27 protein-coding genes are annotated in these 26,254 nt (G+C 45.6%); 23 read left to right on the top strand and 4 right to left on the bottom strand.

Annotated elements, in window-relative coordinates:
- The first annotated feature begins 30 nt into the window (after positions 1 to 30).
- The 4 genes from CDZ87_RS17325 to darG all read left to right on the top strand — a co-directional run bounded on the left by CDZ87_RS17325 (position 31) and on the right by darG (position 3,254).
- On the top strand, positions 31 to 228 hold the full coding sequence (locus CDZ87_RS17325; protein ID WP_027696796.1) for a hypothetical protein: 198 nt from the start codon (positions 31 to 33) through the stop codon (positions 226 to 228).
- Between the two features lie 20 nt (positions 229 to 248).
- Entirely contained in the window at positions 249 to 503 is a 255-nt protein-coding gene (locus tag CDZ87_RS06965; RefSeq protein ID WP_027696797.1) for a hypothetical protein, read from the top strand.
- Between the two features lie 265 nt (positions 504 to 768).
- Positions 769 to 2,115: a DarT ssDNA thymidine ADP-ribosyltransferase family protein gene (locus CDZ87_RS06960; protein ID WP_069503140.1), complete on the top strand. Its 1,347-nt coding sequence runs from the start codon at positions 769 to 771 to the stop codon at positions 2,113 to 2,115.
- Positions 2,112 to 3,254 (top strand): type II toxin-antitoxin system antitoxin DNA ADP-ribosyl glycohydrolase DarG, encoded by a 1,143-nt coding sequence (gene darG / locus CDZ87_RS06955; protein WP_069503141.1) that lies wholly within the window; start codon positions 2,112 to 2,114, stop codon positions 3,252 to 3,254. Before CDZ87_RS06960 ends, darG begins: the two co-directional genes overlap by 4 nt.
- Positions 3,255 to 3,415: 161 nt before the next feature.
- On the opposite strand, the gene CDZ87_RS06950 is transcribed toward darG, so the two are convergent.
- Positions 3,416 to 3,889 carry a hypothetical protein gene (locus tag CDZ87_RS06950; protein WP_069503143.1) on the bottom strand — a complete coding sequence of 158 codons (474 nt, stop codon included), beginning with the start codon at positions 3,887 to 3,889 and terminating at the stop codon, positions 3,416 to 3,418.
- A 236-nt stretch (positions 3,890 to 4,125) separates the two neighbouring features.
- On the bottom strand, positions 4,126 to 4,671 hold the full coding sequence (locus CDZ87_RS06945) for a PolC-type DNA polymerase III domain-containing protein (RefSeq protein ID WP_069503145.1): 546 nt from the start codon (positions 4,669 to 4,671) through the stop codon (positions 4,126 to 4,128).
- 479 nt (positions 4,672 to 5,150) lie between these two features.
- Between CDZ87_RS06945 and CDZ87_RS06940 the strand changes: the two genes are divergently transcribed.
- The 3 genes from CDZ87_RS06940 to CDZ87_RS06930 all read left to right on the top strand — a co-directional run bounded on the left by CDZ87_RS06940 (position 5,151) and on the right by CDZ87_RS06930 (position 8,164).
- The gene (locus tag CDZ87_RS06940; RefSeq protein WP_069503147.1) at positions 5,151 to 5,336 is read left to right on the top strand and encodes a hypothetical protein; all 186 of its coding nucleotides are present in this window, start codon (positions 5,151 to 5,153) and stop codon (positions 5,334 to 5,336) included.
- 371 nt (positions 5,337 to 5,707) lie between these two features.
- Entirely contained in the window at positions 5,708 to 7,387 is a 1,680-nt protein-coding gene (locus tag CDZ87_RS06935; protein WP_100752834.1) for a glycoside hydrolase family 19 protein, read from the top strand.
- Positions 7,388 to 7,567: 180 nt separating this feature from the next.
- Positions 7,568 to 8,164: an acetate uptake transporter gene (locus CDZ87_RS06930; protein ID WP_100752833.1), complete on the top strand. Its 597-nt coding sequence runs from the start codon at positions 7,568 to 7,570 to the stop codon at positions 8,162 to 8,164.
- 147 nt (positions 8,165 to 8,311) lie between these two features.
- On the opposite strand, the gene CDZ87_RS06925 is transcribed toward CDZ87_RS06930, so the two are convergent.
- Positions 8,312 to 9,853 carry an alanine/glycine:cation symporter family protein gene (locus CDZ87_RS06925; protein WP_100752832.1) on the bottom strand — a complete coding sequence of 514 codons (1,542 nt, stop codon included), beginning with the start codon at positions 9,851 to 9,853 and terminating at the stop codon, positions 8,312 to 8,314.
- Between the two features lie 323 nt (positions 9,854 to 10,176).
- Positions 10,177 to 11,427 (bottom strand): D-amino acid dehydrogenase, encoded by a 1,251-nt coding sequence (locus tag CDZ87_RS06920; protein WP_100752830.1) that lies wholly within the window; start codon positions 11,425 to 11,427, stop codon positions 10,177 to 10,179.
- 104 nt (positions 11,428 to 11,531) lie between these two features.
- On the opposite strand from CDZ87_RS06920, the gene CDZ87_RS06915 reads away from it, so the two are divergent.
- The 16 genes from CDZ87_RS06915 to CDZ87_RS06840 all read left to right on the top strand — a co-directional run bounded on the left by CDZ87_RS06915 (position 11,532) and on the right by CDZ87_RS06840 (position 26,254).
- Positions 11,532 to 12,422, top strand: coding sequence for a LysR substrate-binding domain-containing protein (locus CDZ87_RS06915; RefSeq protein ID WP_100752829.1), 891 nt, complete (start codon positions 11,532 to 11,534; stop codon positions 12,420 to 12,422).
- A gap of 97 nt (positions 12,423 to 12,519) precedes the next feature.
- Positions 12,520 to 13,497 (top strand): ion channel, encoded by a 978-nt coding sequence (locus tag CDZ87_RS06910; protein ID WP_100752828.1) that lies wholly within the window; start codon positions 12,520 to 12,522, stop codon positions 13,495 to 13,497.
- Between the two features lie 304 nt (positions 13,498 to 13,801).
- Positions 13,802 to 14,467 (top strand): response regulator transcription factor, encoded by a 666-nt coding sequence (locus tag CDZ87_RS06905; protein ID WP_100752827.1) that lies wholly within the window; start codon positions 13,802 to 13,804, stop codon positions 14,465 to 14,467.
- Positions 14,467 to 15,840: a sensor histidine kinase gene (locus CDZ87_RS06900; protein WP_100752826.1), complete on the top strand. Its 1,374-nt coding sequence runs from the start codon at positions 14,467 to 14,469 to the stop codon at positions 15,838 to 15,840. The genes CDZ87_RS06905 and CDZ87_RS06900 overlap by 1 nt, the downstream gene beginning before the upstream one ends.
- A 224-nt stretch (positions 15,841 to 16,064) precedes the next feature.
- Positions 16,065 to 18,152: a TonB-dependent siderophore receptor gene (locus CDZ87_RS06895; RefSeq protein WP_100752824.1), complete on the top strand. Its 2,088-nt coding sequence runs from the start codon at positions 16,065 to 16,067 to the stop codon at positions 18,150 to 18,152.
- Between the two features lie 74 nt (positions 18,153 to 18,226).
- On the top strand, positions 18,227 to 18,994 hold the full coding sequence (locus tag CDZ87_RS06890) for a DUF3450 domain-containing protein (protein WP_172953558.1): 768 nt from the start codon (positions 18,227 to 18,229) through the stop codon (positions 18,992 to 18,994).
- On the top strand, positions 18,995 to 20,362 hold the full coding sequence (locus CDZ87_RS06885; protein ID WP_100752823.1) for a MotA/TolQ/ExbB proton channel family protein: 1,368 nt from the start codon (positions 18,995 to 18,997) through the stop codon (positions 20,360 to 20,362).
- Positions 20,362 to 20,916, top strand: coding sequence for a MotA/TolQ/ExbB proton channel family protein (locus CDZ87_RS06880; RefSeq protein ID WP_100752822.1), 555 nt, complete (start codon positions 20,362 to 20,364; stop codon positions 20,914 to 20,916). Before CDZ87_RS06885 ends, CDZ87_RS06880 begins: the two co-directional genes overlap by 1 nt.
- The gene (locus CDZ87_RS06875) at positions 20,913 to 21,317 is read left to right on the top strand and encodes an ExbD/TolR family protein (RefSeq protein ID WP_100752821.1); all 405 of its coding nucleotides are present in this window, start codon (positions 20,913 to 20,915) and stop codon (positions 21,315 to 21,317) included. The genes CDZ87_RS06880 and CDZ87_RS06875 overlap by 4 nt, the downstream gene beginning before the upstream one ends.
- Complete coding sequence (locus CDZ87_RS06870; RefSeq protein WP_100752819.1) at positions 21,317 to 21,937, top strand: energy transducer TonB; 621 nt, start codon at positions 21,317 to 21,319, stop codon at positions 21,935 to 21,937. The genes CDZ87_RS06875 and CDZ87_RS06870 overlap by 1 nt, the downstream gene beginning before the upstream one ends.
- Positions 21,934 to 23,106 carry a tetratricopeptide repeat protein gene (locus tag CDZ87_RS06865; protein ID WP_100752818.1) on the top strand — a complete coding sequence of 391 codons (1,173 nt, stop codon included), beginning with the start codon at positions 21,934 to 21,936 and terminating at the stop codon, positions 23,104 to 23,106. Before CDZ87_RS06870 ends, CDZ87_RS06865 begins: the two co-directional genes overlap by 4 nt.
- A gap of 195 nt (positions 23,107 to 23,301) precedes the next feature.
- The gene (locus CDZ87_RS06860) at positions 23,302 to 23,931 is read left to right on the top strand and encodes a PepSY-associated TM helix domain-containing protein (RefSeq protein WP_100752816.1); all 630 of its coding nucleotides are present in this window, start codon (positions 23,302 to 23,304) and stop codon (positions 23,929 to 23,931) included.
- 22 nt (positions 23,932 to 23,953) lie between these two features.
- Entirely contained in the window at positions 23,954 to 24,493 is a 540-nt protein-coding gene (locus tag CDZ87_RS06855) for a DUF2271 domain-containing protein (protein WP_100752814.1), read from the top strand.
- A 14-nt stretch (positions 24,494 to 24,507) separates the two neighbouring features.
- A complete protein-coding gene (locus CDZ87_RS06850; RefSeq protein ID WP_100752813.1) occupies positions 24,508 to 25,338 on the top strand; it encodes a DUF4198 domain-containing protein in 831 nt (276 codons plus the stop codon).
- Positions 25,339 to 25,382: 44 nt separating this feature from the next.
- The gene (locus CDZ87_RS06845) at positions 25,383 to 25,703 is read left to right on the top strand and encodes a hypothetical protein (RefSeq protein WP_100752811.1); all 321 of its coding nucleotides are present in this window, start codon (positions 25,383 to 25,385) and stop codon (positions 25,701 to 25,703) included.
- Complete coding sequence (locus CDZ87_RS06840; RefSeq protein ID WP_100752810.1) at positions 25,700 to 26,254, top strand: DUF6162 family protein; 555 nt, start codon at positions 25,700 to 25,702, stop codon at positions 26,252 to 26,254. The genes CDZ87_RS06845 and CDZ87_RS06840 overlap by 4 nt, the downstream gene beginning before the upstream one ends.

The raw sequence follows: 26,254 nt of genomic DNA, 5'->3' as shown, positions 1-26,254 counted from the left end.
GATAGCTTAGGCGGTGGCGGCACTGGCTGGATGAATCAAACCGGCGGCTTTGATGACCTATCCAGTGAGGACCAGGAAGAAGCCCGTCAAGCACACGCAGAATGGCAAGAGCGCGATCCGGAAAAGCACACCTTCGATGTTGAGGACTACGTTTCATATGCCCAGGAACGTCAACAGGAACGAAATAGTGAGATTGCCAGCTTTGTTAAAAAAGGCCGCATGGCCTAACTAGATAAGGATTACTGATTATGGAGTTTAACTTTCCACCCCAAAACCTTGCGGAGGTATTTGGTTTCTTCGCAGTGATGTTCATTGTGATGCTGGCCTTCTATTTTTTGGGGCAGTGGCTGCACAACACCGGACACGGCCCGAAGATGAAAGCCATTGCCGACAAAATGGAGGTATTCCAAAACAGGTTGGCCGGGCGTGCTTACAAGGACATGACGAGATCGGTCGATCAAATCGACAAAATGAGACGCTGGCCGTTTGGCCGACGCAAATAGTTAGAAAGCACACGGGCCGGTGATGGTACTCAGGCCCACATTTTCACATACTACTTGTCAGAGAGGTTATATATGATAACTGGCATAGTATCGGGATACTTTTCAAGTTGAAGGTAATTATTTCCTTGTTCCATGAGAATCAGAGAATTAATGATCCAATGAAAATGGTATTGCTGTTTAAATTGTGAACCAGTGGCTTGTGTTCAAAACTTTTTAACCATAGAGTTAGTAAGCTTTTATTGATAACTTGCCAAGGGAGAGGCGAATGGCAGTTCTTCAACATCATAGACATCGTAATGCGTATCACTTTACGTCGATAGAAAATCTTGAATCAATAATAGATAACGGGATTTTTTCGACTAATCAGAAAATTGCCCGTGGCATAGAACATGTAAATGTTGCCGAAGAAGGTATACAGAGGCGTCGGGCTCAAATGCAAATACCCGGTGTAGTGGGCCGTTGTGTTCATGACTATGTACCATTTTACTTCGCCAAGAAGACGCCGATGCAACTGGCAGTTCTTCACAAAAAGAATGTTGATCAACAATTTATTATCTACCTTTCGGTATCTATTTTATCACTGGAGACAAGGCCCGGTGCATACTTCACAAACGCATCAGCAAACACAGTAATACCTCCAACTTTCTTTTCCGGAAACAACCAATCTGATCAACTTGATTTACTAGATTGGCAAACGATAGATAACAATGGGTGGAGTTATACCGACGACGAGCATAGACATCGAAAGATGGCTGAGCTTTTACTGCCTGATCACGTTCCCCTTTGTGAGATTAATCAGATTATTACATGGAATCGTAGTATTTCGGATTGTGTGAGACAGATTTTTCAGGATAAAGGAATTGCTGCTCCAAATGTGCGTGAGGCCGGAGGGGAACATTATTACTGTGAGCCAGGGAACTGGACTCAATCTTTAGTTACGGGACCTTACTTTCTAAAGCGCAATTTTGATGATGCTGTTTCTTATGTGGTCTCATTTCAACGCCAAAACCTACCCAAGTTCCAGACTATAAGTGATGCATTAACAGCTATCCGAGCTAGTTTCGTCGCAATCAAAGAGCTTGAAGAAATCGATGGACTAGGTGCGAATTACGGACCTCATTGTGAAGATGTTGGTTCTCATAGCCGACGAGTAGCAGGCCTTGTAGTTAACTCGCCTGAATACATACAGTTAGACGAGACTCATCGTGAAATCTTAGAGATTAGTGCCTACCTACACGATATAGGCAAAGGGCCGATGACTCGTTGGAACAATAATTTTATGGATAAGGCTGATGGTGAGCACCCCGTAAGATCCTTGCCTATGTTAAAACGAATTTTGACAGAGGATTTACCAGTTTTAACTGCTGATCTTGTTCGAAAAGTTATAATGCTCGTTACATATGATGATTTATTGGGCGAAATCGTGGCGAAAGGGAGGAACAAAAGTCAGTTGTTCGATATAGTGACCTCTCCTGAAGACATCAATATGTTAGTGGCTCTCAGTAAGGCTGATATTGCTTCTTTAAATCAAACTTGGTTGGAACAGGTTTCTGATGGAATTGATGACTTAAGAAATGAGGTACTCCAAAGATTGCAAGGTAATATTTTATGATAGAGTTCGTTTCTGGAGATTTTTTTGAGTTTGATGCAGATATTATGGTGAACACCGTGAACTGCGTTGGTGTGATGGGAGCTGGTGTCGCACTCGCTTTTAAGAAAAGATATCCTGAAATGTTTGATGACTATGTCGAGAAGTGTCGTTCAGGCAGTATTCGACCAGGTGCTCCTTCCGTCTGGATTCAAAGAGATATGATCTCTAAAGAAATAGAGATTATTAACTTCCCCACTAAAGATCATTGGAGAAAACCATCGGAATATCAATATATTGATGATGGACTAAAATGGCTTTCAACGTACCTTGAAGATAAACCTGGAAAGATTGTCACTCTTCCCGCGTTAGGCTGTGGGCATGGCCAATTGGATTGGGCTAAAGTTAGTTCGATGATCAGTTTACGGCTTCAGGATTCACCTGCTCACATATACGTATTTGAGCCTGCTGATTCATTGAATGTTGCTCAAAAAAAGTATAAGTTTGACGACTGTGAACCTCTTCTTCGCAGTGTTGGAATTAAAGTTATAAAAACTACCTCATTCGAATATCCATTAAACTTAAAAAAATACACCAGTAAAGATCTGTTTTTTTATCCAATAGAGAAAGAGAGTGTTCAGTACGACTACTCATTAATTTGTAGTAGCAAACCTACAGATGAAGAAATACTATCGATAAGAAAGTTTATTGAGTCTTGCCTGCAAGGTAAGCGTAGTGTTTTGTTTGGGGCAACGGCGTTTGAAAAAAAACTAGCGTTTGAGTTTGCTGAACAAGGTCTTGTTTGTGGTTGTGGCTTACCCTCAGGAATTTATGAATCAGCTAAAAAGCTGTCACGTACTCGAATGGATTTGAAACCTAACTTGGTTTCAATTGGTAATCCAACTGTAGAATTTGATAAAAAAGAGTTCATGCCATCTGTCATGATGCGAACTTATCTTGCAGACAAAATTATCTTTTTTGCAAGTAAACTGACTTGGTTGTCTAAATACAAAAAACACTTTTCAAAAATGCCTATTGAAAGCTACTACGTTATCTCTCCAGATAGTTCCTCGGAAGATATTGAGGCAGTTGCTAATATAGGAGCAGAGAAAGTCGACATGAGAACTCAATTATGGAAGGATAAATTAGAGTTAAAAGGTTAGTATTGAATTAGGTGTAGTAATTCATCTTAGGTTTGATAATTCTAATATTTTCATTGTAATCTGAGTAGAAATTTAATGGGCCGGTGATGGAGTACTAGCCCGAATTTACAAATGTTATCATCTATCAGAAAGGAGATTAATACAGTATTCCTAAATCATGGCTACTTATTATCTTCTTGTTTTGATGCAATATCTAGTATCGCTTTAAACTCTTCTAAGCTATTTTTTGTTGTACTACCAAACAAGCGCTCATAGCCAAGAAAAAGAGCTGTGAGAACAACAGATGAACTAAAAAGGATGTCATTCCCCAAGACTTTTATAGAAGCAGCGAACAAGACACCAACAATAATTAGGAAAAAGTCTCGCTCTTTATGTTTGGATATATGGGTATCTATGAGCAACTTTGCTTCTGCTATATCATCTTCTTTCAATTTATACCTAACAATGGCATGCCTTAAATTTTTCAGCCACTTAGAGTTAAAATCTTTCTCGATACTTAACAGGTTTTCAAGTTCTTGATACTTAGTGGATTCTTTAGAACGAGCAAACCAACTTTTTGCTGTAAACCAACGTTCTTTGAATAGTTTATCTCGTTGCTTAGTGTAATCTTTAAGGTACTCTTCTATCCAAGCCAACTAGTTTCTCCTTTGATTTAAAAATAACGAGGTACACACTCATTAGTTAGTTGTATATATATTAAATAGTAGACATTAGTCCGGCCAGCGTTCACAAGGCATAGCTCTCTTCGTTGTATTACTTTGAGCTAGTGATGGATGTAGATTGAGAGGTAGACATAAATACGTTGAAGATTCTGTCTCGTCTGAAATCAATCCTGTGCTTGAAAAGCTGATTTCGTCCTGAATAGTCTACGTTATGCCTCCATTTCTCTTTCTTCGAGGCATTTATAGCATTCAAAACACATCATCAAGTCATCAATAATGTCTCCTTTTCCATAGTCATAACCCGTTAGGTTTCTGTATAGCTCTTGAAGATGCGGGTACTTTTTGACTTTCTTTCCACCTCGATACACATGGGTTTTCGAGTAAGGAACCCCATTCAGCATAGTGCAATATGTTTTGATATCTGAAGTAATCTCCATACCTAAGCGAGTTGCCATTCCCTGTATGAGCTTGATATCTGTTTCAGCGTTATGTGCAACAATTATACAGGATGACTCTGTATACTTGTTAAAGGTGGTGATGAATTCCCTCATAGGTTCTGCGCTGTCTTGGATATCAAAGTAGGTTACATTCGATTGTTGAGGCTCGCTTTTGGAACTCTCGATGTAACTCATAATGCACTCTAGTATTTGTATATCTCTGATATTTCCATCGTCATCAAACGATTTTGGAATACGGCTAGTTCCTATATCAATAAAGAGGCTGGGATAGGTAACTTTGCTTAATTGCTCAATCATTTTGTCCTCCTGCCCAACAGTGACTTGTTGTATAGTAAAGGCATTAGAAAATTGAGGTCAATTGCAATTTGCTCAATTGACTGAGTACATGTTATTCACTGGTTTTGAGGAAAGGCGTGTTATGGGTTTTAGCAACAAGAGTCAGAACGACAAACTCTGACTCGACATTGAGGTAGCGTTACTTGTTCGAGGACTTACTCGGCTTTAGTCCCGGAGTGTTTCCTGGAGTTTTTTTGTTGTCACGTCGACGTTGATCTGGTTTACCAGTCGACTTGGCTATTGGTTTTGGTCCTGGTTTCAAACCCATGATTTGATCCTTTTATTTAACGAGGTTATTCCTCGTTGTATAATCTTTGGGCAGTATTGATGGCTTTCAAGATGTGTATGAAAAATAATCTAAAAATATCACCAAGGTTTCTTGCTGGTAACTCATGTTTTGATGCGTTTTAAAATGTATTGCGACAAGTTGGAGGTACACGATGGATAGAATTACCTCGGGTCCGCGACGGCTTAGTGTTGAAGAGATACAAGAGCTTCGTCGTGATATGCAAGAATCCTCAGCTTGGGCCAAAGCAGAACTCAAACGCCGACGAGACGCAAAAAATCAAAAAAATTCTGCGCATGGTATAGATGATGGTATCGGGAAAGGTGGTGTTTCTAAATAGCTGTTATTTCGATGTATTTTGTTCCCGTTGATATTCGAGTGGGAATAACCACTCTCGATTGACCATGAAACGTTAACAAAAACTAGCTCTCGGGCTAGTTTTTTCGTTTTGTTGTCGCCGAGTTTAACTGTATTACGGTACGGTAATGACTCTGTGAGCTGACAATCCATAGGCAGTGACAACGTTTGTTTGAATTGATTTTTTGAATCGATTAGACAGTTTTAGTTAACGCAGAGTGACGGCTTTTGTTGTAATTGAACACTGCCTCGCAACTTGACTTTGGTGACAGAGACTTCACGTGCAGCAAGGCTCGGACTTTTCTAATCTTGAGTGAGCTATTCACGCAAGTTATTCACACAAGGATGGGTTCGATGAACAAAACACGTTACCTCACGGCATTGGCTATTTTGGCCACGACTCCCACTTGGGCTGCAATGAACATTCAGCCAGACCCAGATAATCCAACCGGTTATGTTGTTGCACGCAGCGATATCGAGGCCGCAGAGCTGCAGAAAACGGCTGATCCGATGTACCAAATTTGGTCTCAGGCGCTGCGCACTGCGCCTAACACTGTGGTTGAAGCCATTGATGCTGGGCTTATGTCTAACCCTGACAACGTCAAACGTGCTGAGCGTGTTTTTCCTCAAGCTGAATGGGATTTTCTGACCCATATGGCGGCGCCAGAATACACGTATACACGATTTTTACGTGCTATCGGTAAATTTCCGGCCTTCTGTGCTGAATACACAGATGGACGAGATTCAGATGCTATTTGTAAACGTTCTATCGTGACGGCATTTGCTCACTTCGCTCAAGAGACAGGGGGGCATATCGCGATAGATAACACGTCCGATAACCCACTCGGACTAGAAGAGTGGCAACAAGCATTAGTTCACGTGCGTGAAATGGGTTGGTCAGAAGGACAAGAAGGCTATACCACAGGGTGTGGTCAGAATGATTGGCAAAATAAAAAGTGGCCGTGTGCCGTCGGACAAGGCTATTTTGGCCGCGGTGCCAAACAACTTTCTTACCATTTTAACTACGGCGCATTCTCAGAAGTCATGTTTGACGGTGACGCATCAGTGTTACTCAACAATCCAGGGCTGGTGGCTGACTCTTGGTTGAATCTGGCCTCCGCGATTTGGTTTTTTCTCACCCCGCAAGCCCCTAAACCAGCCATGCTGCATGTGATCGATAAAACTTGGACTCCCTCTCAACGAGAGATTGATGCAGGTATCGGTTATGGGTTTGGTACCACCATTAATATCATTAACGGTGGCATTGAGTGTGGTGAACAAAACAAAGATAAAGGTCAGCCAGTTAACCGCATTCGTTATTGGCAAGGCTTATCTAATCACTATCAAATCCCGCTTGAAACAGACGAAAAGAGCACGTGTTGGCAGCAAACGCCTTACGGAAGTTTGAACTTAAATGGCGCAACAGACGTGCTGTACACCAATTGGGATGGTAACTGGAAGTACTATGCTGATCGCCCAGGGGGGTACTCATTTGAGTGTGAACTGGTTGGTTTTCAAACGGCTTACTCAGCCTTGATGGCAGGTGATTACGAAAAATGTGTGACTAACCTTTATGGTTCACACTCAAGCTGGCCTGAAGTACGAGTGGTTGAGCAGCTTGACCCTGTAGACCCAGGAACCGATCCCGGTGGGAATGGTTGGGATATCAATAAAGTGTATAACTCGGGTGAGCAAGTGACGCATAATGGCGCAACCTATCAGGCAAAATGGTGGACACAAGGTGATGATCCTTCACAAGGTGGACCATGGGAGCTTGTATCGGGGACTCCAACGACTCCAGAGCCAACGCCGACCCCAGATCCAGAGCCTGACCCTGACCCTGACCCAACTCCGACCCCAGATCCAACGCCCGTACCCGATACTTTTATCCAGTGGCAGCCAGGAACGTCCCAAGTGGCCAATGGCGATAAAGTCACTTATCAAGGCAAGTGTTTTGTGGCCAAAAACGGCCCAGGTGTGTGGGAGTCTCCAATCCAGTCAAACTGGTTTTGGGATGAAATATCATGCCAATAGAGGACCAATTCACCATAATCTAAGCGACCAAGTAACACAGCGGCGAGTCAATGAACTCGCCGCTGTGGTTTGTGACTTATTTGCGCAATCTTAGATTGCACTGTTTTCCTCTGGCTTTTTTATTGAACGGGATTAAAATTCGCGCGTAATTTTTATTAACTTTTTTTAAAGGTGTGCAAAATGTCAACAAAACTGGCAAACCCAGCTCCACTTGGCCTGATGGGTTTCGGTATGACAACCATCCTGCTTAACATCCATAATGCAGGTTTTTTCCCCATTGATTCTATGATCCTAGCAATGGGTATTTTCTATGGTGGTCTAAGCCAAGTGTTGGTTGGCATGATGTGCTTTAAGCGTGGTGATACGTTTGGTACCACGGCGTTTACTTCGTACGGTCTGTTTTGGCTGACACTTGTGGGTCTAATTGTTATGCCATACATGGGGTTGCCAGCAAGTCCGGCAAGCTTTATGGGTTGGTACCTATTGCTTTGGGGTGTATTCACGGGCTTTATGTTTATTGGATCTCTTTGCTACCCTGTGGCGAAACAAGTGGTGTTTGGCTCACTGACCATCTTATTCTTCCTACTCGCTGCACGTGATTTTACCGGTAGTGAGTTGATTGGCACGATTGCCGGTTTTGAAGGTATCTTCTGTGGTGCGAGCGCGATCTATTTTGCGATGGCTCAAGTACTAAATAACGAATACGGCCGCACCATTTTGCCGATTGGTGAGAAGAAATCGGCTGAACAGGTTGGACTAGAACAAGTCGCGGCGTAAAGACAATATTTGGTATTGGTATTGGTATTGGTATTGGTATTTGCCTGAAATACCAATACAGAACGATGGGAAACAGGAATGATAAAGGGGTTAGCCACTGGCTAACCCCTTTTTTTACCACTGCTTTCTCAAGCGAGATTATTTAGATTAAGTTGACGGTTGTTCAACAGGTTTGGTGTCTACCGCTTCTGCTTGCGGCTCTTTTCCTGTCTTACGACGATATTTGTCTTCCCAGTAGTCAGCGCCTTTGATGCCCAGTTTGACCGGGTTAAAGGTATATTCTGTGACGCCTTGTTTCTGTTGTTCTTCATAGTCTCTTAACGCTTTCAACGCAGGTTTAGACATAAAGAAGATAATCAAAATACCGACGATGTTGAGCCAAGCCATCAGGCCAACACCTACATCACCTAATGCCCACGCAAGATTAGCCGTTTTAACGGTACCGTAGAAGACGACAGCAATCAGCGCGATCTTTAGTAGGAACATTACACCATTCACTTTCACAGTACGACGAATGTAGGCCACGTTAGTTTCTGCAATGTAGTAGTAAGCTAAGATGGTAGTGAAAGCGAAGAAGAACAGCGCAATTGCGATAAATGGCTTACCAATGCCAGGCAACGTACTTTCAATCGCCATTTGGGTAAATACTGGGCCGTTTGCAGCAATGTCAGTGGCAATGTTTTGCACTAGGAACCCTTCAGCGCCATGGACGTTGTACGCTCCCGTGATGATGATCATAAACGCGGTTGCAGAACAAACTAGCAGCGTATCAATGTAGATTGAAAACGACTGAACTAAGCCTTGCTGCGCTGGGTGATCGACGTTCGCGGCCGCGGCGGCGTGAGGCCCCGTACCTTGACCAGCTTCGTTTGAGTAAACACCACGTTTCACACCCCAACCGATTGCTGCACCAACACCTGCCATCGGGGTAAATGCATCACCTAAAATCATGGCAAATACGCGTGGTACTTCACCGATGTTAAGTAAAATGATAACGAAAGCGGTGATGATATAAGCCAATGCCATGAAAGGAACAACGATCTGTGTGAAGTTTGCGATACGTTTGACACCACCAAAGATGATGAACGCCAGAATCACAGAAATAATCGTACCGGTTAGGATTTTAGCAAAGCTGAACGTGCCGATGGCTGTTTCGACCATTGCACCAGAACCAAACGCCGCTTCAACGGCATTACCAATACTATTTGACTGAACGCCAGGGAGTAGGAAACCACACGCGAAGATTGTCGCAATGGCGAAGATCCATGCGTACCATTTCTGACCCATCGCTTTTTCGATGTAGTAAGCAGGGCCACCACGGAACTCTCCGTTGTCTTCTTCTTTATAGATTTGTGCCAGTGTTGACTCGGCGTAGGCTGTTGCAGCGCCAAAGAAGGCGACCACCCACATCCAGAATACTGCCCCCGGACCACCGAAGCCGATCGCAGCAGCGACACCCGCGATGTTACCAGTACCGACACGCCCTGAAAGTGATACGGCTAACGCTTGGAACGATGAGATGCCTTTAGAAGAACTTTTGCCTGAAAGAAGTAAGCGCCACATTTCGCTAAAGTGACGGATTTGAACGAAACGAGTCATGACCGAATAAAACAAACCGGCGCCTAGGCACAAATAAATCAGTACCGGGCTCCAGATGATTCCATTCAAAAAATCAACGAATGACTGCATAAGTATTTCCCTGTTTTTAGTTTGTAATGGTTGTTTTCTGAACAGGATATTACCCTTTCTGTAACGCAAATGTTAATTTATTTATCTATCAATGTTAATTAGCGTGATGTCGAACACAAAGTGCTTAAAAAGTGTTAAATCATCGCGAGAGGTTGAGCTTACTTAATGAAAATTATCATCTATATAGATGTCGTGGATATTGCTTTTGGTAGGGGGGATATTTAAAACATTGCCAAACTGCGCTGTCGATTATTTTATCAATTTGGCGCAGCCTAGCTTTTTATATGGTGAAAGCTGCTTGTGTGATGAAGCGTTGACAGGCCCTAGCCATAACGGGCAACACTCAACTCGGGCTGAGTCTGTTTACCTTGTGCGGCGATGATCTCGGTTAAGATGTCGGCCGAGCCACAGGCCATCGTCCAACCCAAGGTCCCGTGACCAGTATTGGTATAGAGGTTTGCTAGTGATGTTTGGCCAATAATTGGCGTGCCATCAGGCGTCATCGGACGAAAGCCGCTCCAGTACTCGGCCTGACTAAAGTCGACCCCATGTGGGAACAAGTGACTAACCACATGATTGAGTGTCGCTAAGCGTTTGTCCGGTAATGCAGTATCAAATCCGGCTAGCTCAGCAGTGCCTGCAACGCGAATTCGTTCACTAAAGCGTGTGACCGCGACTTTGTAGGTCTCGTCCATAATGGTCGAATTTGGTGCATGTTGCTCATCAATCACGGGTAAGGTTAGCGAGTATCCCTTGACTGGATAAACCGGCAAATCGATGCCAAATGGCGCCAAGAGGTGTTTGGAATAACTGCCCATCGCGACAACATAGTGATCACCGCTGATGGTGCCCTGATTGGTGGTGATGCCGACAACGCGGTTTTTCTCAGTGAGTAATGCATCGATATGGGTGTTAAACAGAAACTTAACGCCTGCTTGCTGCGCCATTTGCTGTAACTGTTGGCAAAAGAGGTAACAGTCACCGGTCTGATCATCGGGTAAATATAACCCGCCGACGAGCTCTCCTTGCATGTGATGTAATCCGGGCTCTTGAGCCAGACACTGCTTGCTATCCATTAACTCAAAGCGCGTACCACTCTCTTCGAGCAATTTGATGTCTTTTTCGACCGCAGTGAGTTGAGCGGCGGTGCGAAAAATCTGCAAGGTACCCTGACTACGACCTTGATAGTCGAGCTGATATTGCTGATTTAACTTGGCTAAACAGTCTCGACTGCGATTGGCAACGGTTAACATACGCGCCTTGTTAATGCGGTATTTATCGAGTTGACAGTTAAGCAGCATTTTTCCCGCCCACTGCATCAGCTCTGAGCTCATCGATGGTTTGATTTTTAGTGGCGCGTGTTGTTCAAACAACCACTTAATCGCTTTGGCTGGAATACCAGGTGCAGCCCAAGGTGAGGAGTAACCATAGGATATTTGACCCGCGTTGGCGAAGCTTGTCTCTTTGGCTGCACGCGCTTGTCTATCAATCACTGTCACGCTAAAACCGGCTTGTGATAAATACCAGGCGCTGGTTAAACCCACTACGCCACTTCCTAATACAACGACTTCCACGTCTTCTTCTCACACGATTGAATTTTGCCAAGAATCGACTGTTTACATTGATTTAACAATCGATAAGAATTGATAGTAGGGTTTAGAAAAACTAAAGGCTAAAAATGAAATCGGCGTTGTTACATGGGGTAAATTTGATCTGCACCGTTGCCCGCCATCAAAGCTTAACCAGTGCTGCTAAAGACCTCAACTTGACAGTAGGTGCAATTAGTCAGCAGTTGCAACAGATTGAACAGCGGTTAGGTTTTAGTGTATTTGAACGTCACGCGCGTGGTGTGCGCTTGACTGAGCAAGGTACCAAGTTGGTTGAGGCGACCAGTCATCACATTGTGGCGATCGAAGACAATATTTTTCAATTAACCCAAGTGTCGGAGCGCAAACAAATACGCTTGAAACTAACGCCCTCATTTGCGTTTAAGTGGCTGGTGCCGAGATTAGAGAGATTTCACCGTCAATATCCAGAGGTACAAATTCATACCATTGCAGAAGGTGCATTGGTTGACAGTGATAAGCGTAACTTTGATCTTGCAATTGATTATGGTCCGCTGCCTTACAAGTACCCCGACGCTGAACTATTGATAGAGGAGTCCCTGCTGCCGGTCATGAGCCAAGAGTACTTGAGCCAGCATCAGCACATTTTACACGGCAGTGAAGCGTGGCATCAGGTCACCTTGCTGCATGACATGATGCCGTGGCAGGGCGCACAGAAAGATCAAGAGTGGCGCTTTTGGTCTGCGGCGCAGCGGTTCAACTTTCCAACCCATCAAGGCCACTTTTTTAATCGTACCGATATGGCGATGTCGGCGGCGGAAGCAGGGGTTGGTATCGCTTTAGCACGAGTGGCTTTGCTAGGGAGTGAAATTGAGCAGCAGCGTTTAGTTGCGCCGTTTGAGCCAATAAGCGCCAATGCAGGTTACTTTGTCATCACTCATACTGAAGATCCATACACGCGACTGTTCAAGCAGTGGCTTAAGCAAGAAGTTGATAGTGATTGATGTATAAATAGCGTGGCGCGTCGACTATCAGCCACTACACTTATCAGTAGTTCTGCCCAATATCATCGTTAGGCAGGAACGGTAAGGGGCAGCGCATATGGAATCTCAACTAGGCCGATGCAGCTATCAAAACCCTGATGGCTGGTGCTGCGATCAACCAAGTGGTGAGTCAGGACTGTGTTACTGGCATGATCCCAACGTCGACAAAAGCAATGACAAGATTAAAGACGAGGTTGAGCAATGGGCCGCAGCAGGTAAACCTTTAGACGGATTTCAGTTGGCGAGAACCGAGCTTGAAGATATCGATTTGGTCAACCGTGGCTGTAAAGCAGGATACCAGTGTCGAGGCGCCGATTTCTATCGTGCCAATCTTAAAGACGCACACTTTTTTGGCTTAGACTTACGTGGCTCTTCAATGATGAAAGCTCGCCTGATAGGGGCTAATCTTCATTGTGCCAAGTTAGACGGATGTAACTTATTAGGCGCTGACTTAGCTCGGGCTAAATTGGAGAACATTGAGTGGGGAATTCATCTTAAACAAGAGTTAGAGGTTAAGCAGGCGCTACGTAAACGTGATAAGAAACACTCGTTACAGTTATGCCAAGAAGCCGAAGAGGTATGTCGTAATATTCGTAAGCAGTGTGAAAAACAAGGGCTGTTTGAAATGGCGGGCGATTTTTTTAAGCGTGAAATGCGCTATCGTCGCTATCAAATGCCACGCTTTAGTAACAAACGAATCATTTCTAAGCTCGTTGACCTATTTTGTGGCTACGGGGAAGATCCGTTGCGTGTGGTCGGCTTTTCCATTTTCCTGATTGTGGTTTGCGCCTTGGCGTATTTCTTTCTCGATACCACAGGGGCACATCCTATCTATGAAGGCGTGACAGGTTGGCAATTTTATCTACTCGAGTTTTTGAACTCGCTCTATTTTAGTGTCGTGACCTTTACCACTCTGGGCTATGGTGATATTTCTCCTGTTGGGGTGGCGCGGTTTATCGCCGCTTGTGAGGCATTTCTCGGTAGTTTTACTATGGCATTGTTTGTGGTGGTTTTTGTAAAGAAAATGACCCGTTAATGGCTAGGTGGTCTGATTTCTACACCGTTGTGTTTTTATTCCGCTGTTGTATAGCTACTTGCCAACCAGTCACAGAGAATGATCTGATCGTCGTTGTACTGATCGGCAATAGAGGCTAACCAATAACTCTATTGAATACCAGTATACACAGACACGCCAAGCGTAAACTTTGAGCTGAGATCGCCCGTCGCATCAACTCATGCAGGAAAAATAACCGTATTGAGCTGGATATCGATAACACTGTTGTCTAAATTATCGATCAAGATTAGAATGCGAATCGTTTTTATTTTTATGGTAGTAAATAATGTCACGAGTGCTGGTCGTCGATGATGACACTCTGTTATGTCAATTGTTAGAAACGGTATTGCAAGAAGAGGGGTATACCGTCACTTGTGTTCATTGTGGCGAAAGTGCATTGCACACCATGGAAAAAACATCCGTTGATCTGGTATTGCTTGACGTGATGCTACCAAACTTAAATGGTATGCAAGTCGCTCGGCGTATCTGTCAGCGTTTTGCCACGCCGATTTTGATGTTAACGGCGCTTAATGATGACAACTCAATGCTAGAAGGTTATCAAGCAGGGGCAGACCAGTATATCGGCAAACCGTTTAATGTTGCTGAACTTCTGATGCGGATTAAAGCGATTTTGCGCCGCGTGGGTCTAGAGCGCCATAGACAAACCATGTGCAGCACGGTGCAAAATATCAGTGACCAACTCGAGAGTTTACCCTTAACGGGGACGGAAGCAGAGCTGCTGTGCTACTTAGTCAAAAGCCCAGGTATGGTGATCTCGAAGGCAGAGTTGCAAACAGAAGTGCTTAAAAAAGAGCTCAGCCCTTATGATCGCAACCTCGATATGCATATTAGCAACATTCGTCGTAAGCTGGTTGAAGCGGGTTTATCGAAACAACATATCAAAACGTTTCGTGGCAAAGGGTACAGTTACCAAGAGGCATTTGCAGGCTAATGAAATTGGTCTGCCCACCCTATATTGCTAAGCGCAAAGATAGCCTCGCTTTTCAGCTTTTTAGCTACATGACCGCCATTGTTATCAGTATTTTGTTGGTTCAGGTATTGGTCGAGCAAGCTTTGATCAAGGCGATGCTTAAAGTGCCAGAGAGTATCAAGGTAGAAATGCTCGATTTGGCCGATCAAGCCAATCAGTTGATAGAATATGGTGACATGGATGAGTTAGCTGATTGGGCCAACGCCCAGCGTTTTTACTTATTTGTTTTAGACCAAAAGCAAAAACCGCTAACCCACCGAATGATGCATCCGCACTTTGAATTCAAACTCAAATTCAAACGAGACTTAGATCAGCCGTTAGAGGGAAGAGTCAGCCGACCGATCATTAGTATTCCTTTAGAGCAGAATAACAACTTAGTGATCCAACTTCCTCATCAATTGCACCCGGCGCATGACTTTATCTATTACTTCTCGATATTAAAGGTGGTGATCGCGGTTGTTATTTTGGCGCTCTTTTCCTGGTTGCTAGCAAGGCGGCTCCAACAGCCACTGGACCGATTACGAGAGGCGAGTAAAAAATTATCTAACGGTGACTTTAATGTCAGTGTGGTCAATGAACTCAAATCCAATACGCGTGAGTTTAATGAACTAGCGCAAGATTTTGATCATATGACCATCGAGATTCATTCGTTGGCGAAAAAACAGCGTCGGCTGATTCGTGACGTTTCTCATGAGCTACGTACACCACTGGCGCGGCAAAACTTAGTATTGCATCTGCTGCGCAAGCGAGTGAGTGACAGCGAACAACGCCTAGTGACGCAAATGGAGCAGCAAGCGAATGAGCTCAATCATTTAATTGATGAGATTTTGCAGTTTAGTCGTTTAGAGAACGCTCGCTATGACAGCGAGCTGAAATGGCGTGATTTAGCTGAGCTTCTCGCGCCCCCAATTGAGCGTTGTAAGTTCGATTTAAAAGCGAACCAGAGCTTAACATTTGACTCGCGTGCAAGCCAAACCAAAGCACAATGTGATGACACCTTAGTGCTGCGCTGTTTGAATAACCTAGTCACTAACGCAATTAAATACGCCGGAGAGGCAGCCACAATTGAGGTCTCGCTGACCAACAAATTGACCGACAAACACCGTTATTTAGCCCTGACGATTGCCGACAACGGCGCGGGGATTCACCCAGATAAGCTACAGGATATTTTTGATCCCTTTACTCGATTAGATGTTTCTCGAGATAAAAAACGCGCTGGATACGGCCTTGGGCTGGCGATTGTCAAAGAATCGATGCGCATGATGGGAGGCCAAGCGATTGCATCCAATCGCTCCAATGGTGGCTTAGCCGTGACCTTGTTGTTCAAGCAGTAGCCAATCGCGCCTCCTCCCCTTTGATGGCTGACGGCCTCTTTTATTAATAGCGGGTCTTTTGGATGAGAAATGTCACATTAGAGAATATTTACATAGCCAAACAAATGCAAAGAATGTAAATTAAATGCAAATGGTAATGGTTATCACTTATATTCACCTCCGAAATAATTAAGTGGCATCACAGAGTAACGATGTGTGTCCGAACATAATCGGAGTTAGACAATATGTTTACTAAGAGCCAGTTGGCGTTAGTGATCGGTGCGGTGTTAGCAACACCTGCAGTGGCGGAAGTTCAAACAGACGAACATGTAGTTGTAGAAGGTCGCGAGTTCGGCTACAAGGCGGATACAAACAGTACAGCAATGCGCATGGAAATGACGCAATTGGAAACGCCGGGACAAGTAGCGGTTATCGATGAAACGGTAATTGATGAACAACGTGCAAGTACACTTGGTGAAGTACTACAAAACGACGCCAGTGTCAGCGCAGGCGGTACAAGCCGTAACCGTGAACGTTTCTCACTGCGTGGTTTTGAGCTGAGTAGCTCTGATGGCTTCTTGCGCGATGGTCATCAGCACTGGTCACACTACCGTCAGCCTATTGAGCTGTTAGAGCGTGTTGAAGTGCTTAAAGGCCCATCAGGTCTGCTATATGGTAAATCTGAACCTGGCGGCTTAGTGAATATGGTGTCTAAGAAGCCAACAACAGAAACTCAAATCGGCCTGAGCCAAGATATTGGTTCAAACGATTATTCGCGAACTGTGCTTGACGTCAGTGGCGCATTGAATGAAGAACAGACGTTTCGTGCTCGTGCGATAGTGTCGAAGCAAAGTGACAGCTCATGGCGCAAGTACGCAGATGGGACTTCGCCGCAAACCGAACGTGCATTGGGTGGTTTGGTTGTCGAATACGACCTGACTGACGCGATCATGCTGTCTGCGCACTATGACCGTACTCAAGATAATGGCAGCGTCGATTCTGGTGCCTATATTGTCGATGGTTCTGCAGCCCGAGGTGACCAGACTATCTGGGATGCGCAGTGGTCGAACATTGACAACGATGTCGAGAACTACGGCATCAACATTAATGCTCAAGTGACCGATAAGGTAAACGTAAAAGCGGGCTACAATCGCCAAGACTTTAAGCGCTTTGATGTTGAATCTTACCCGAAATTCGATAAGTACGATCAAAATGGTACCATTAAGCACAAAGGTAACGAGCGTTCGGATCATTGGGTATTTGATACCGCCTACGTTGACGTGACCACGGATTTCTCTTTGTTTGGAACCGATAATACTTTGTTAGTCGGCGCAAACTACCTAGATTACAGTTACGATCGTTTTATGGCCTTCCATGATGGTGAGTATGTACCCGCGGGTGAGACGGTGACAAAGCCTCAACCGACTAGCTCGAAAAGGTGGCCAACAAGTCAATATGATACGTTGGGCTTTTATGCGCAAAATATGATGACCATTAATGATTACTGGCAAGTATTAGCGGGTGTTCGTTATGATGAAAAACGCAGTGATGAACTGACAGAAAGTCAGGTGTCACCAAAGCTTGGTGTTATTTTTCATCCGGCAAGCAATGGCTCAATTTACCTTCAGTACTCTGAAAGCTTTATGCCTCAGGGAACGGTAAGCGGCACTGACTATACCAATGATGGTGAAGAACTTGATGCAGAGCGCGGCGTTTCTTATGAAATGGGCACTAAGTGGGAGCTGTTTGATCAGCGTTTGTACCTGACTGGCGCACTGTTTGATATCACGCTAGAAAACATCTCGCTAGATGTTGAAGATGGTGTCAACGCTAGTAACGATATCATGTACAAAAAGACACAAGATGGCGAGCAAGTACACCGTGGTGCGGAAATTTTGGCTCAAGGCTTTGTGACTGATGATTTTTCACTAACAGCCTCAGCGATGTATCTTGATGCAGAAATTAGCCAAAGTGCAGAGTATAAGGGCAACCGTCCGGCTGATGTGCCAGAGTTTTCTGCCAGTGTTTGGTCGAGCTATCAGGCTTACCATAACACCAACGTCAACTTAGGTTTGATTTACCAAGGTGCTCGTTACGGCGACGCTGCGAACACCTTTAAGAAAGATGGCTATGCACGCGTTGATATGGGCGTAGCTTATACACATAAGTACGATGAGAACTTAGATATTGTCGCTCGCTTCAATGTTGAAAACGTGTTCGATACCGATTACCTCGCTGGTGGCGGTAGTACCAACAGTCAACAACAGGGAGCAAGTAATGTGGTGATTGGCGAAGGCCGAAACTACATGGCAACCGTTCAGTTCAAGTACTGATAACAATCGGATTGGCAAGGGGAGGCGACGTCTTCCCCTTTAGTCGTTTTTGGAAAACAGAAAATATAACTCGTATGAATCTAATCAAATCAAGTCTCGCTCTGTTGCTGTCATCGACCCTGATTCCCGTTCACGCGGACGATCTTAACGATGCACAAGCGCTGCTGAGTAAAACTAACCAAGCATCGGCACAAAGCCAAAAACGCGTTGATGTCAGTGCAGAAAAAGCGCTGACTTTAGAGGCAGAAATCGAACAGCTGCAAGAAGAAGTCAGTAACTTGAAGATTTATCGCGATCATCTTGTCAGCCTTGTTGCAAGTCAAGATCAAGAGCTATCAAGCCTTAATCAACAGATTGACCAGATTGCTCAAACACGTCAAGGTGTGGTGCCTTTGATGTATCACATGCTTGAAGGCTTAAAAGTGCTCGTCGCTAACGACAAACCGATCCGCAAAGCGCAACGTGAGGAGCGAATTGCAAAGCTCGACTCCATGATGACGCGGGCAGACGTTGCGGATGCAGAGAAGTTTCGTCGTATTTTAGAAGCGTACCAAATCGAAATCGATTACGGCACCAAGCTTGGTGTTTACCAAGGCAAGATTAACCTGGGTGGCAATGAAGCTGTGGAGGCGGATATTCTCTATTTAGGGCGTTTGTCTTTGGTAGCGCGTAGCTTCTCTGGTGATACATTCTGGAGCTGGTCACAGCAACAACAAGCATGGCAACAAGTGGGTTCTGAGCAAAAATCAGAGCTAGATAAAGCGTTCGCTATGGCGAATAAACAGATCGCGCCGAGCATGTTAACTCTGCCAGTGTCGTTAACCGCTGCGGAGGGCAAATAAATGATGAAAAAATGGTTATCGGTTGCACTCATTTCGACAGCCGCATTAATGCCTCATACAACGTTTGCTAGTGAAGCGTTGTTGCACAAGGCGCAGCAAGAAAATCGTCAACAGCAATCGCACAATGTTGCGCGTGAATCAGGTTTTAAGCAAACAGAGCAAGAGCTACAGGCTATAAAGAATAAATTGGCGGCACAGCGAGCTGCTCTTCAAGCAGAAGCGGATTCATTAAGTGTTACTTTCGGTGAAAACGAAGCGGAATTGGCGCAGCTAGAAGAAAAGCTACGTTTAGAAACCGGGAGCTTAGGTGAGCTATTTGGCGTCGTTCGCCAGAACGCAAAAGAGCTAGAGTCAGAGCTCAAGAGCTCAGTAACGGGTGTCGATGCCAACTCATATCAGAAAGAAATCGATGCTATTGTTGCGGCTAAATCACTGCCAACGTTGACCCAACTTCAGGCGATGTGGCACAGCATGGAAGAACAAATCAAAGCAAGTGGTGAGATGGCAAACGTCTCTTTCACACTGCTAAATGGCGAAGGTCGTGAACAAACGCTTAATGGTGTTCGTCTTGGTTCTATGGCGCTGCTGGATGAGACTGGCTACGTTAAGTGGAATGGTCAACGCGGAGATGCGGTAAACTATCTACGTCAGCCTAACAATGGCCCAACGGCAAGTACTCTTTCCTCTGGTGACATTGAGGCGCTTGTTATTGATCCGTCACGCGGCATTCTTCTTGAACAGCTCGCAAACTCACCGACGTTGGCTGATCGCCTTAATGCAGGCGGCGTTGTCGGCAAAATCATCCTTGGTTTATTGGCTATCGGCCTATTGATTGCACTTGTACGTGGTACATCGCTGATGATTTCGCGCCAGAAAATCATCCAGCAATTGAAAACCCCAGCGCAGCCAGGAGACAACCCTTTGGGTCGTGTGCTTGCGGTGTACCATAAAGACAAGCATCGCAGCGTAGAAGCGTTAGAGCTACGTCTTTTGGAAGCTGTTGTTGATGAGCAAACCCACCTAGAAAAAGGGTTGTCGATGCTGAAGCTTCTTGCTGCTCTAGCTCCTATGCTTGGCTTACTAGGCACGGTAACGGGTATGATCGAAACCTTCCAAGTGATCACTCAGTTTGGTAACGGTGACCCGAAAGTGATGGCGGGCGGTATCTCGATGGCGTTAGTGACAACCGTGCTTGGCCTGATCGCAGCAATGCCACTGCTTTTGGCGCATACCATCTTGAATTCTCAAGCAGAAAATGTGCGTAATATTCTTGAAAAACAAGGTATTGGTCTGGTGGCAGAGCAAGCTGAACGCGAATCGTCGCACAGTAAAGATAGCCCTAACTACACAGCCGAGAGCGCAGCATAATGGAGCAGGTCCTACTCAATACACTGGGTTTGATCAGTGAAGATTGGGCCTCGACTTTGGTTAGTTTTATGCATCAAGGCGGCCCTATTTTACGGTGGCTGGCTGCGGCCGTTGTCGTGTGTTGGCTGCTGATTATCGAGCGAGTGCTGTATATCACCATTGAGTTTCCTAAAGTGAAGGCTCAATTGGGTGCTCAGTGGCAAGCAAGGGTCGATCATCACTCTTGGTATGCGCATCAAATTCGCCAAGGATGGCTAGCTCAAGCCGATACGCAACTGCACAAAAATCTTTCGATGATCAAAGTGTTGGTGGCCATTTTCCCTATGCTTGGTTTGCTTGGCACTGTGACGGGGATGATCACTGTGTTTGATGTGATGGCAACACAGGGCAGTAGCAATCCGAAATTAATGGCATCCGGCATTTCTTTAGCCACGTTGCCTACCATGGCCGGTATGGTCGCCGCGCTTGCGGGGATGTTTATTCATGCTCGCTTAAGCAAAATGTGCGAGCGAAAAGCCATCCAGTTAGAACAATCTTTAAGGAGTCAAAAGTGAGACTCGGACGTAGACCCCATCGTCAAGATGAAGCGCAGATCGATTTAACCTCGATGCTCGATATCGTGTTCATCATGTTGATTTTTTTTATTGTCACAAGCTCGTTTGTACGCGAGTCAGGGGTGGAAGTGAATCGCCCTCAAGCATCGAACGTTGTCAGTCAAAAAGAGGCGGGAATATTTATTGCGGTGACTGCCGCGAATGATGTCTATATCGATAAGCGTGCAGTTGATATCGAACGTGTTGAGGCAACCATTGAGCACTTGCTGCTTGATCAGCCAGATGCGTCATTAGTAATTCAAGCCGATGAACATGCTTACAACGGTACTGTGGTGAAAGTGATGGATGCAGCAAAAGGTGCGGGTGTGACGCGCATAGCTTTGGCCGCGGAGAAGCCTTAATGGGGCGATTACTGCTTGCACTTCCGGCCGCGTTGATGGTTGCGGTAAGTTTATTTAGCTTCATGGCCTGGATGGTTGATAATGGTAATCAACGCGCGCAAAAACCATCACAGGCGGTGCGTTTTAATATGGTAATGATAGAAAATGATAGCGATGTTCAACGTCGTCAACGTTCTGTACCAGAGCCGCCAACGCCACCGAGCGCTCCTGAGCCTATCGATGTGTCACAGGCGCAAACGCAAGTGACGCCGATGAGCCCTATGACACCAACCAGTGCCTTAGGGTTGAATACCGTGTTAGATGGCATTGCGATCCAAGCGCCAAAATTGCAGGGGACGATGGGCAACCAACAAGCGCTACCTCTTTATCGTGTGGAACCGCGCTACCCAAGAAAAGCGATAAAACGCAAAGTTGAAGGGTATGTGGTGATGCGCTTTACCATTGATGCCACAGGTCGGCCAACAGACATCCAAGTGGTCGAGGCAAAACCCAAACGCATGTTTGAAAAAGAAGCCATTAGTGCGTTGAAAAAGTGGAAGTATCAACCCAAAATTGACCAAGGTGTGTCAGTCGAACAGGTCGGACAAACCGCCAGAGTGGAGTTTAAATTAGCCCAATGATCAAAAACTGCCTAATCGGTTTGCTGCTTAGCTTGAGTGCTGGTGTCGCCGTTGCTAATCAACTTGGTCAATACACCGCGACACGTGTACAGCATGCACACAACTTGGCGCAACAAGATAAGCTTGAACAGGCGATTTCGACCCTAGAAGCGCTTGATCTTGCTCGCGGCTATGACCAAGCGTTTGTCGCGCGTATGTTGGGTATTTTGTACTGGCAGAATGATCAAGTGACGCCAGCGATTCAACAGTTGGATCTCGCAGTCACCAGCGGTTTATTGCAAGATGAGCAAGCTTGGCAAACTCGAAAAATGTTAGCCGACATGTTGCTCAACGAACAACAGTACAGCCAAGCCTTGCCACATTACTACAATCTGAGCGAGTCGGCGTCTGATCGGCAAACCGTGCCTGAAATATGGCTTCGTATCGCTCAATCGCATTACCAGTTGCAGCAGTGGAGTAAAGTACTGACGGCGATAGCACGCTATGAACACTATCCACAGCCCGATCAGCTGAGCCCATTGTCACTCAAACTATCGGCTCAACTTGAGCTTAAACAGTGGTCGCCTGCGATAAAGACCATAAAACGTTTGATTGCCATTGAGCCTGCGCGCATGGAATGGTGGCGCCAGCTGGTGGCGTTATACCTGCGTGTTGGTGATGAAAAGGGCGCATTAGACGCGATGGCGCTGGCCAAGCTCGATGGTATAGCGCTTAGCCAAGATGACCTAAAATTATTGGCTCAGTTGTATGCCAAACGCGGGGTCCCAGAGCGTGCGGCGATGGTATTGGCGCAGTTGGATCAGATCGACGTTGATAGCAAGCTCAAAGCGCAACAAGCCAGTTACTGGCAAAGCGCCAAAGAGTGGCAAAAGTCGATCGCGAGTTGGCGTGTTGCCGCTCAGCTAGATAGCCAATACTACTGGAATTTATCGCAGTTGTTGGCTCAAGAAGGGCATTACCAACAAGCTCTGGCGGCTTTGGATAAGGTTACGGGTCGTCACGCCGAAGTCGCTTTGATCAAGGCGCGCGCCTATTACAAATTGCAACGTATTGAAGACGCCTTGGCCAACGCAAAGCGGGCCAATGAAATTTCGCCTTCCAAACAAGCGCAAAGCTGGGTGAAGTATCTATCGCAACTGCGCAGTGTTAAGAGCAGTCAAAATAGCTAAGCGAATGATTAAATTGCATCAAAGGCCAGAGTGAACGCTCCGGCCTTTTTTTTGACCACGACTGTGTTGCATTTAACCCGTTCTGTCTCCGTCCTCACTCTTGCTCTGTTTCGAAACGTAAATAATGTAAATTGAATGCCAATAAGAACCATTATCACCTAAATTGAGCGCGGATTAACTGATGATGACTGTTATATGTTGCTCAAGAGTAAGGGCGTTCAGCATTGGGCGCGTCGCCTGCACATTTACGTTTCAATGGCGTTGCTATTGGTCACGCTATTTTTCGCCCTAACTGGCATTACCTTAAATCGCCCGCAGTGGTTTGAGCGTAGCGAAGCGATGATTGAGCACCACACCCTGAACGTTCCACCTCAGCATCTGTTTGCCAACGAACGCCGCTTTGAGCCAAATCGCGTTGCGTTGATCGCTTTTCTCACTCAACAAAGCCAATTACGTGGCACACCTTCTGCCTTGGATGTTTATACCGAGGTTGAACAGGGGCGGTTGCTGGTCGGTGAACTCTCTCTCGACTTTAAAGGCCCTGGCTACAACGCGACAGTTTTTGTTGATATGACGAGCGGTGAAGCAGAAATTGAAACCACAGACTACGGCTTGATTGCGCGGCTTAATGATCTGCATAAAGGGCGAAATAGTGGTGAAGTCTGGAAGTGGTTTATCGATATCACTGCATTGCTGATGGTGTTGTTTGTTGTCACTGGGGTGTGTTTGCTGTTGCCGAAGAAAAAGACATTAAAGACCTCAATGCAGTGGATGACTTTTGGCACTGCGTTATCACTGACTATTTATTTTTTTGCTGTGCCATAGCGGCTTAATGAAGAGAAAAACCATGTTGAACACAGGCCAATTTTTGCGCCGCAATCCTTTGAGTCGATTGCTTCTTATTGCGGCACTGACGCCGTTACCACTATTTGCAACGCCGTTGCCTGATAAGGCAAAAATCGATATTGAATTTGAGCTTCCCACCATCGAAACCTCAATGTATGCCCGCCCGTACGTTGCCGTGTGGATTGAAGACCAACAGCGTCAATCGGTGAAAACCCTTCAGCTTTGGGTGGGTAAAGATGAATGGCTTAAAGACTTGCGCAGTTGGTGGCGCAAAGTAGGGCGTTATGATCGCCAACGAGTTGATGCCGTTACTTCTGCCACTCGTCCTGCTGGTCGTTATCGTTTTAGCTGGGATGGTACGGATGATAATGGTCAACGATTAGCGCAAGGTGATTATACCTTGTTAGTCGAAGTGGTACGCGAACATGGTGGGCGTAATTACCTGCGTCAAAAAATACATTTGGCTGAACATGACGTGCGCTACCAACTCCAACCAACCGAAGAGACGGGAGCGATCACCGTCAATTACCTAGTGAAGTGACAAAAGGAACAACAATGAAAACCAATATCAAAGCAGTGGCGTTAGCCAGTGTCATGGCAATCAGCTTTGCCACCGCAACGACAGTGCAAGCACATCCTCGCTGGGTTCTCCCATCTCATTTTACCGTCTCTAAAGAGGGCGGTGATTGGTTGACATTTGATGTCACCGCGTCGCATGGAACCTTTGTCTTTGATAAACCTGCTGGAAGTGAACAAGCGTTTGTGATGATGCCTGATGGTCGCTCTGAACGTCCTAATTTTGTAGTGCGAGGTAAACGTCGTTCGATGTTTGATTTCTACTTCGTTGAAGAAGGGACGCACAAAGTGGCGATCAACAACCAACCGAGTTACTACACCCAATATAAAGCGGGTCGTCGTGATACGGTTAAATGGGCCAAAGCAAGCAAGGTTGAACGCGGCGGTGTGATCCCAGAACAAGCTCGTGATGTGGTCACTCAGCTCAGTTACACACGCGCAGAAAGTTATATCACTGTCGGTAAACCAACAGAAAAAGTGTTAGAGATTGAAGGCAAACTGCTTGAGATGAAACCACTCACGCACCCTTCCGATATCATTGAAGGTGAAGCGGTGACTTTCCAATTTTTCTTTAATGGTCAGCCTCAGTCAGGCGTGACCGCTGAAATTACTCGCGAAGGTACACAGTATCGCAATCACCAAGAGCAGATTGATGTGGTCAGTGATAACGACGGTAAAGTGACCTTTACGCCCGACCTCGCAGGGCGTTACCTGATGAAAGCTAACTACAAAGGCGAGCTGAAAAATGATCCGTTAGCCGACAAAGTCAGCGTCAATGTTCACCTGACGTTTGAAACCCAACTTAACTAATCAAACCTTGGCTCAGTGCCTTACTGAGCCATTTTGGATACACCATGAACAACACTCTCTTAGTTAACATTTTAGGCTTGATGATTGGTTTGACATCATTTCAATCAGCAGCACATTTTCCTTTGATGAGCTGTCACTTAGCGCAAGACCAAGTGATCTGTGAAGCTGGCTACTCTGATGGTTCAACGGCAGTAGGCTACGATGTCAACATGTACGATTATGATGACAACCTCGTTGCCAAAGTCACCACCGATAAGCGTTCGATTGCGCAATTTACCCACCCTAATACTGACTTTTATTTGGTGTTTGATGCTGGCCATGAGAACCCAGTTGAAGTGGATGTGGTCGAGTTGAAACCACGATGATTATTGACAAGGTTCGATCCGACAATGGCAGTCGTGAAGGCAAGTGGGTGGCGTTGACGGTTGCGACTATCTTGGCGGTTTCACTGCTGTTGTTACCTCACCATCAAGCGCAGTCGCAGCAGACTTCGACTTTGGCCCATCAAGTGTTGGTCACTACTCTTGAGCAAGACGATTTAGCTATGCTGGTCGAGCTTAAACTTGCGCATGAAGAGATTCGTGATCTTTATCTGGAGTCCGGCGAGTGGCCAGATGTCAGCGAGTTACAGCGCAACTGGATTGCGCCGTTTGTGCCAGACCAAAGCTGGCAGCGCAAAGGCTCACATCAATGGCAGCAACTTGAGGCAGGACTGTACCTTGGGGTGAAACAAGACCGACAAGGTTCAGCGTTGATGTTGCTAGATAGCCGTGATCAACAGGCCGACATTTGGCTAGCACCTGCGTCATTGACGTTGAACAAAAGCGTGCCAATCAAGCCAGAAAATCGTCAGTTGCAAGGCTGGCAGCAGGTCATCCTTGCACCATCTTCGCCTTCCCATTCTCACGCTGATTAA

This window comes from Vibrio salilacus, assembly GCF_002811245.1.
Taxonomy (GTDB): domain Bacteria; phylum Pseudomonadota; class Gammaproteobacteria; order Enterobacterales; family Vibrionaceae; genus Vibrio; species Vibrio salilacus.
This window is presented reverse-complemented; position numbering and strand designations above follow the sequence as displayed.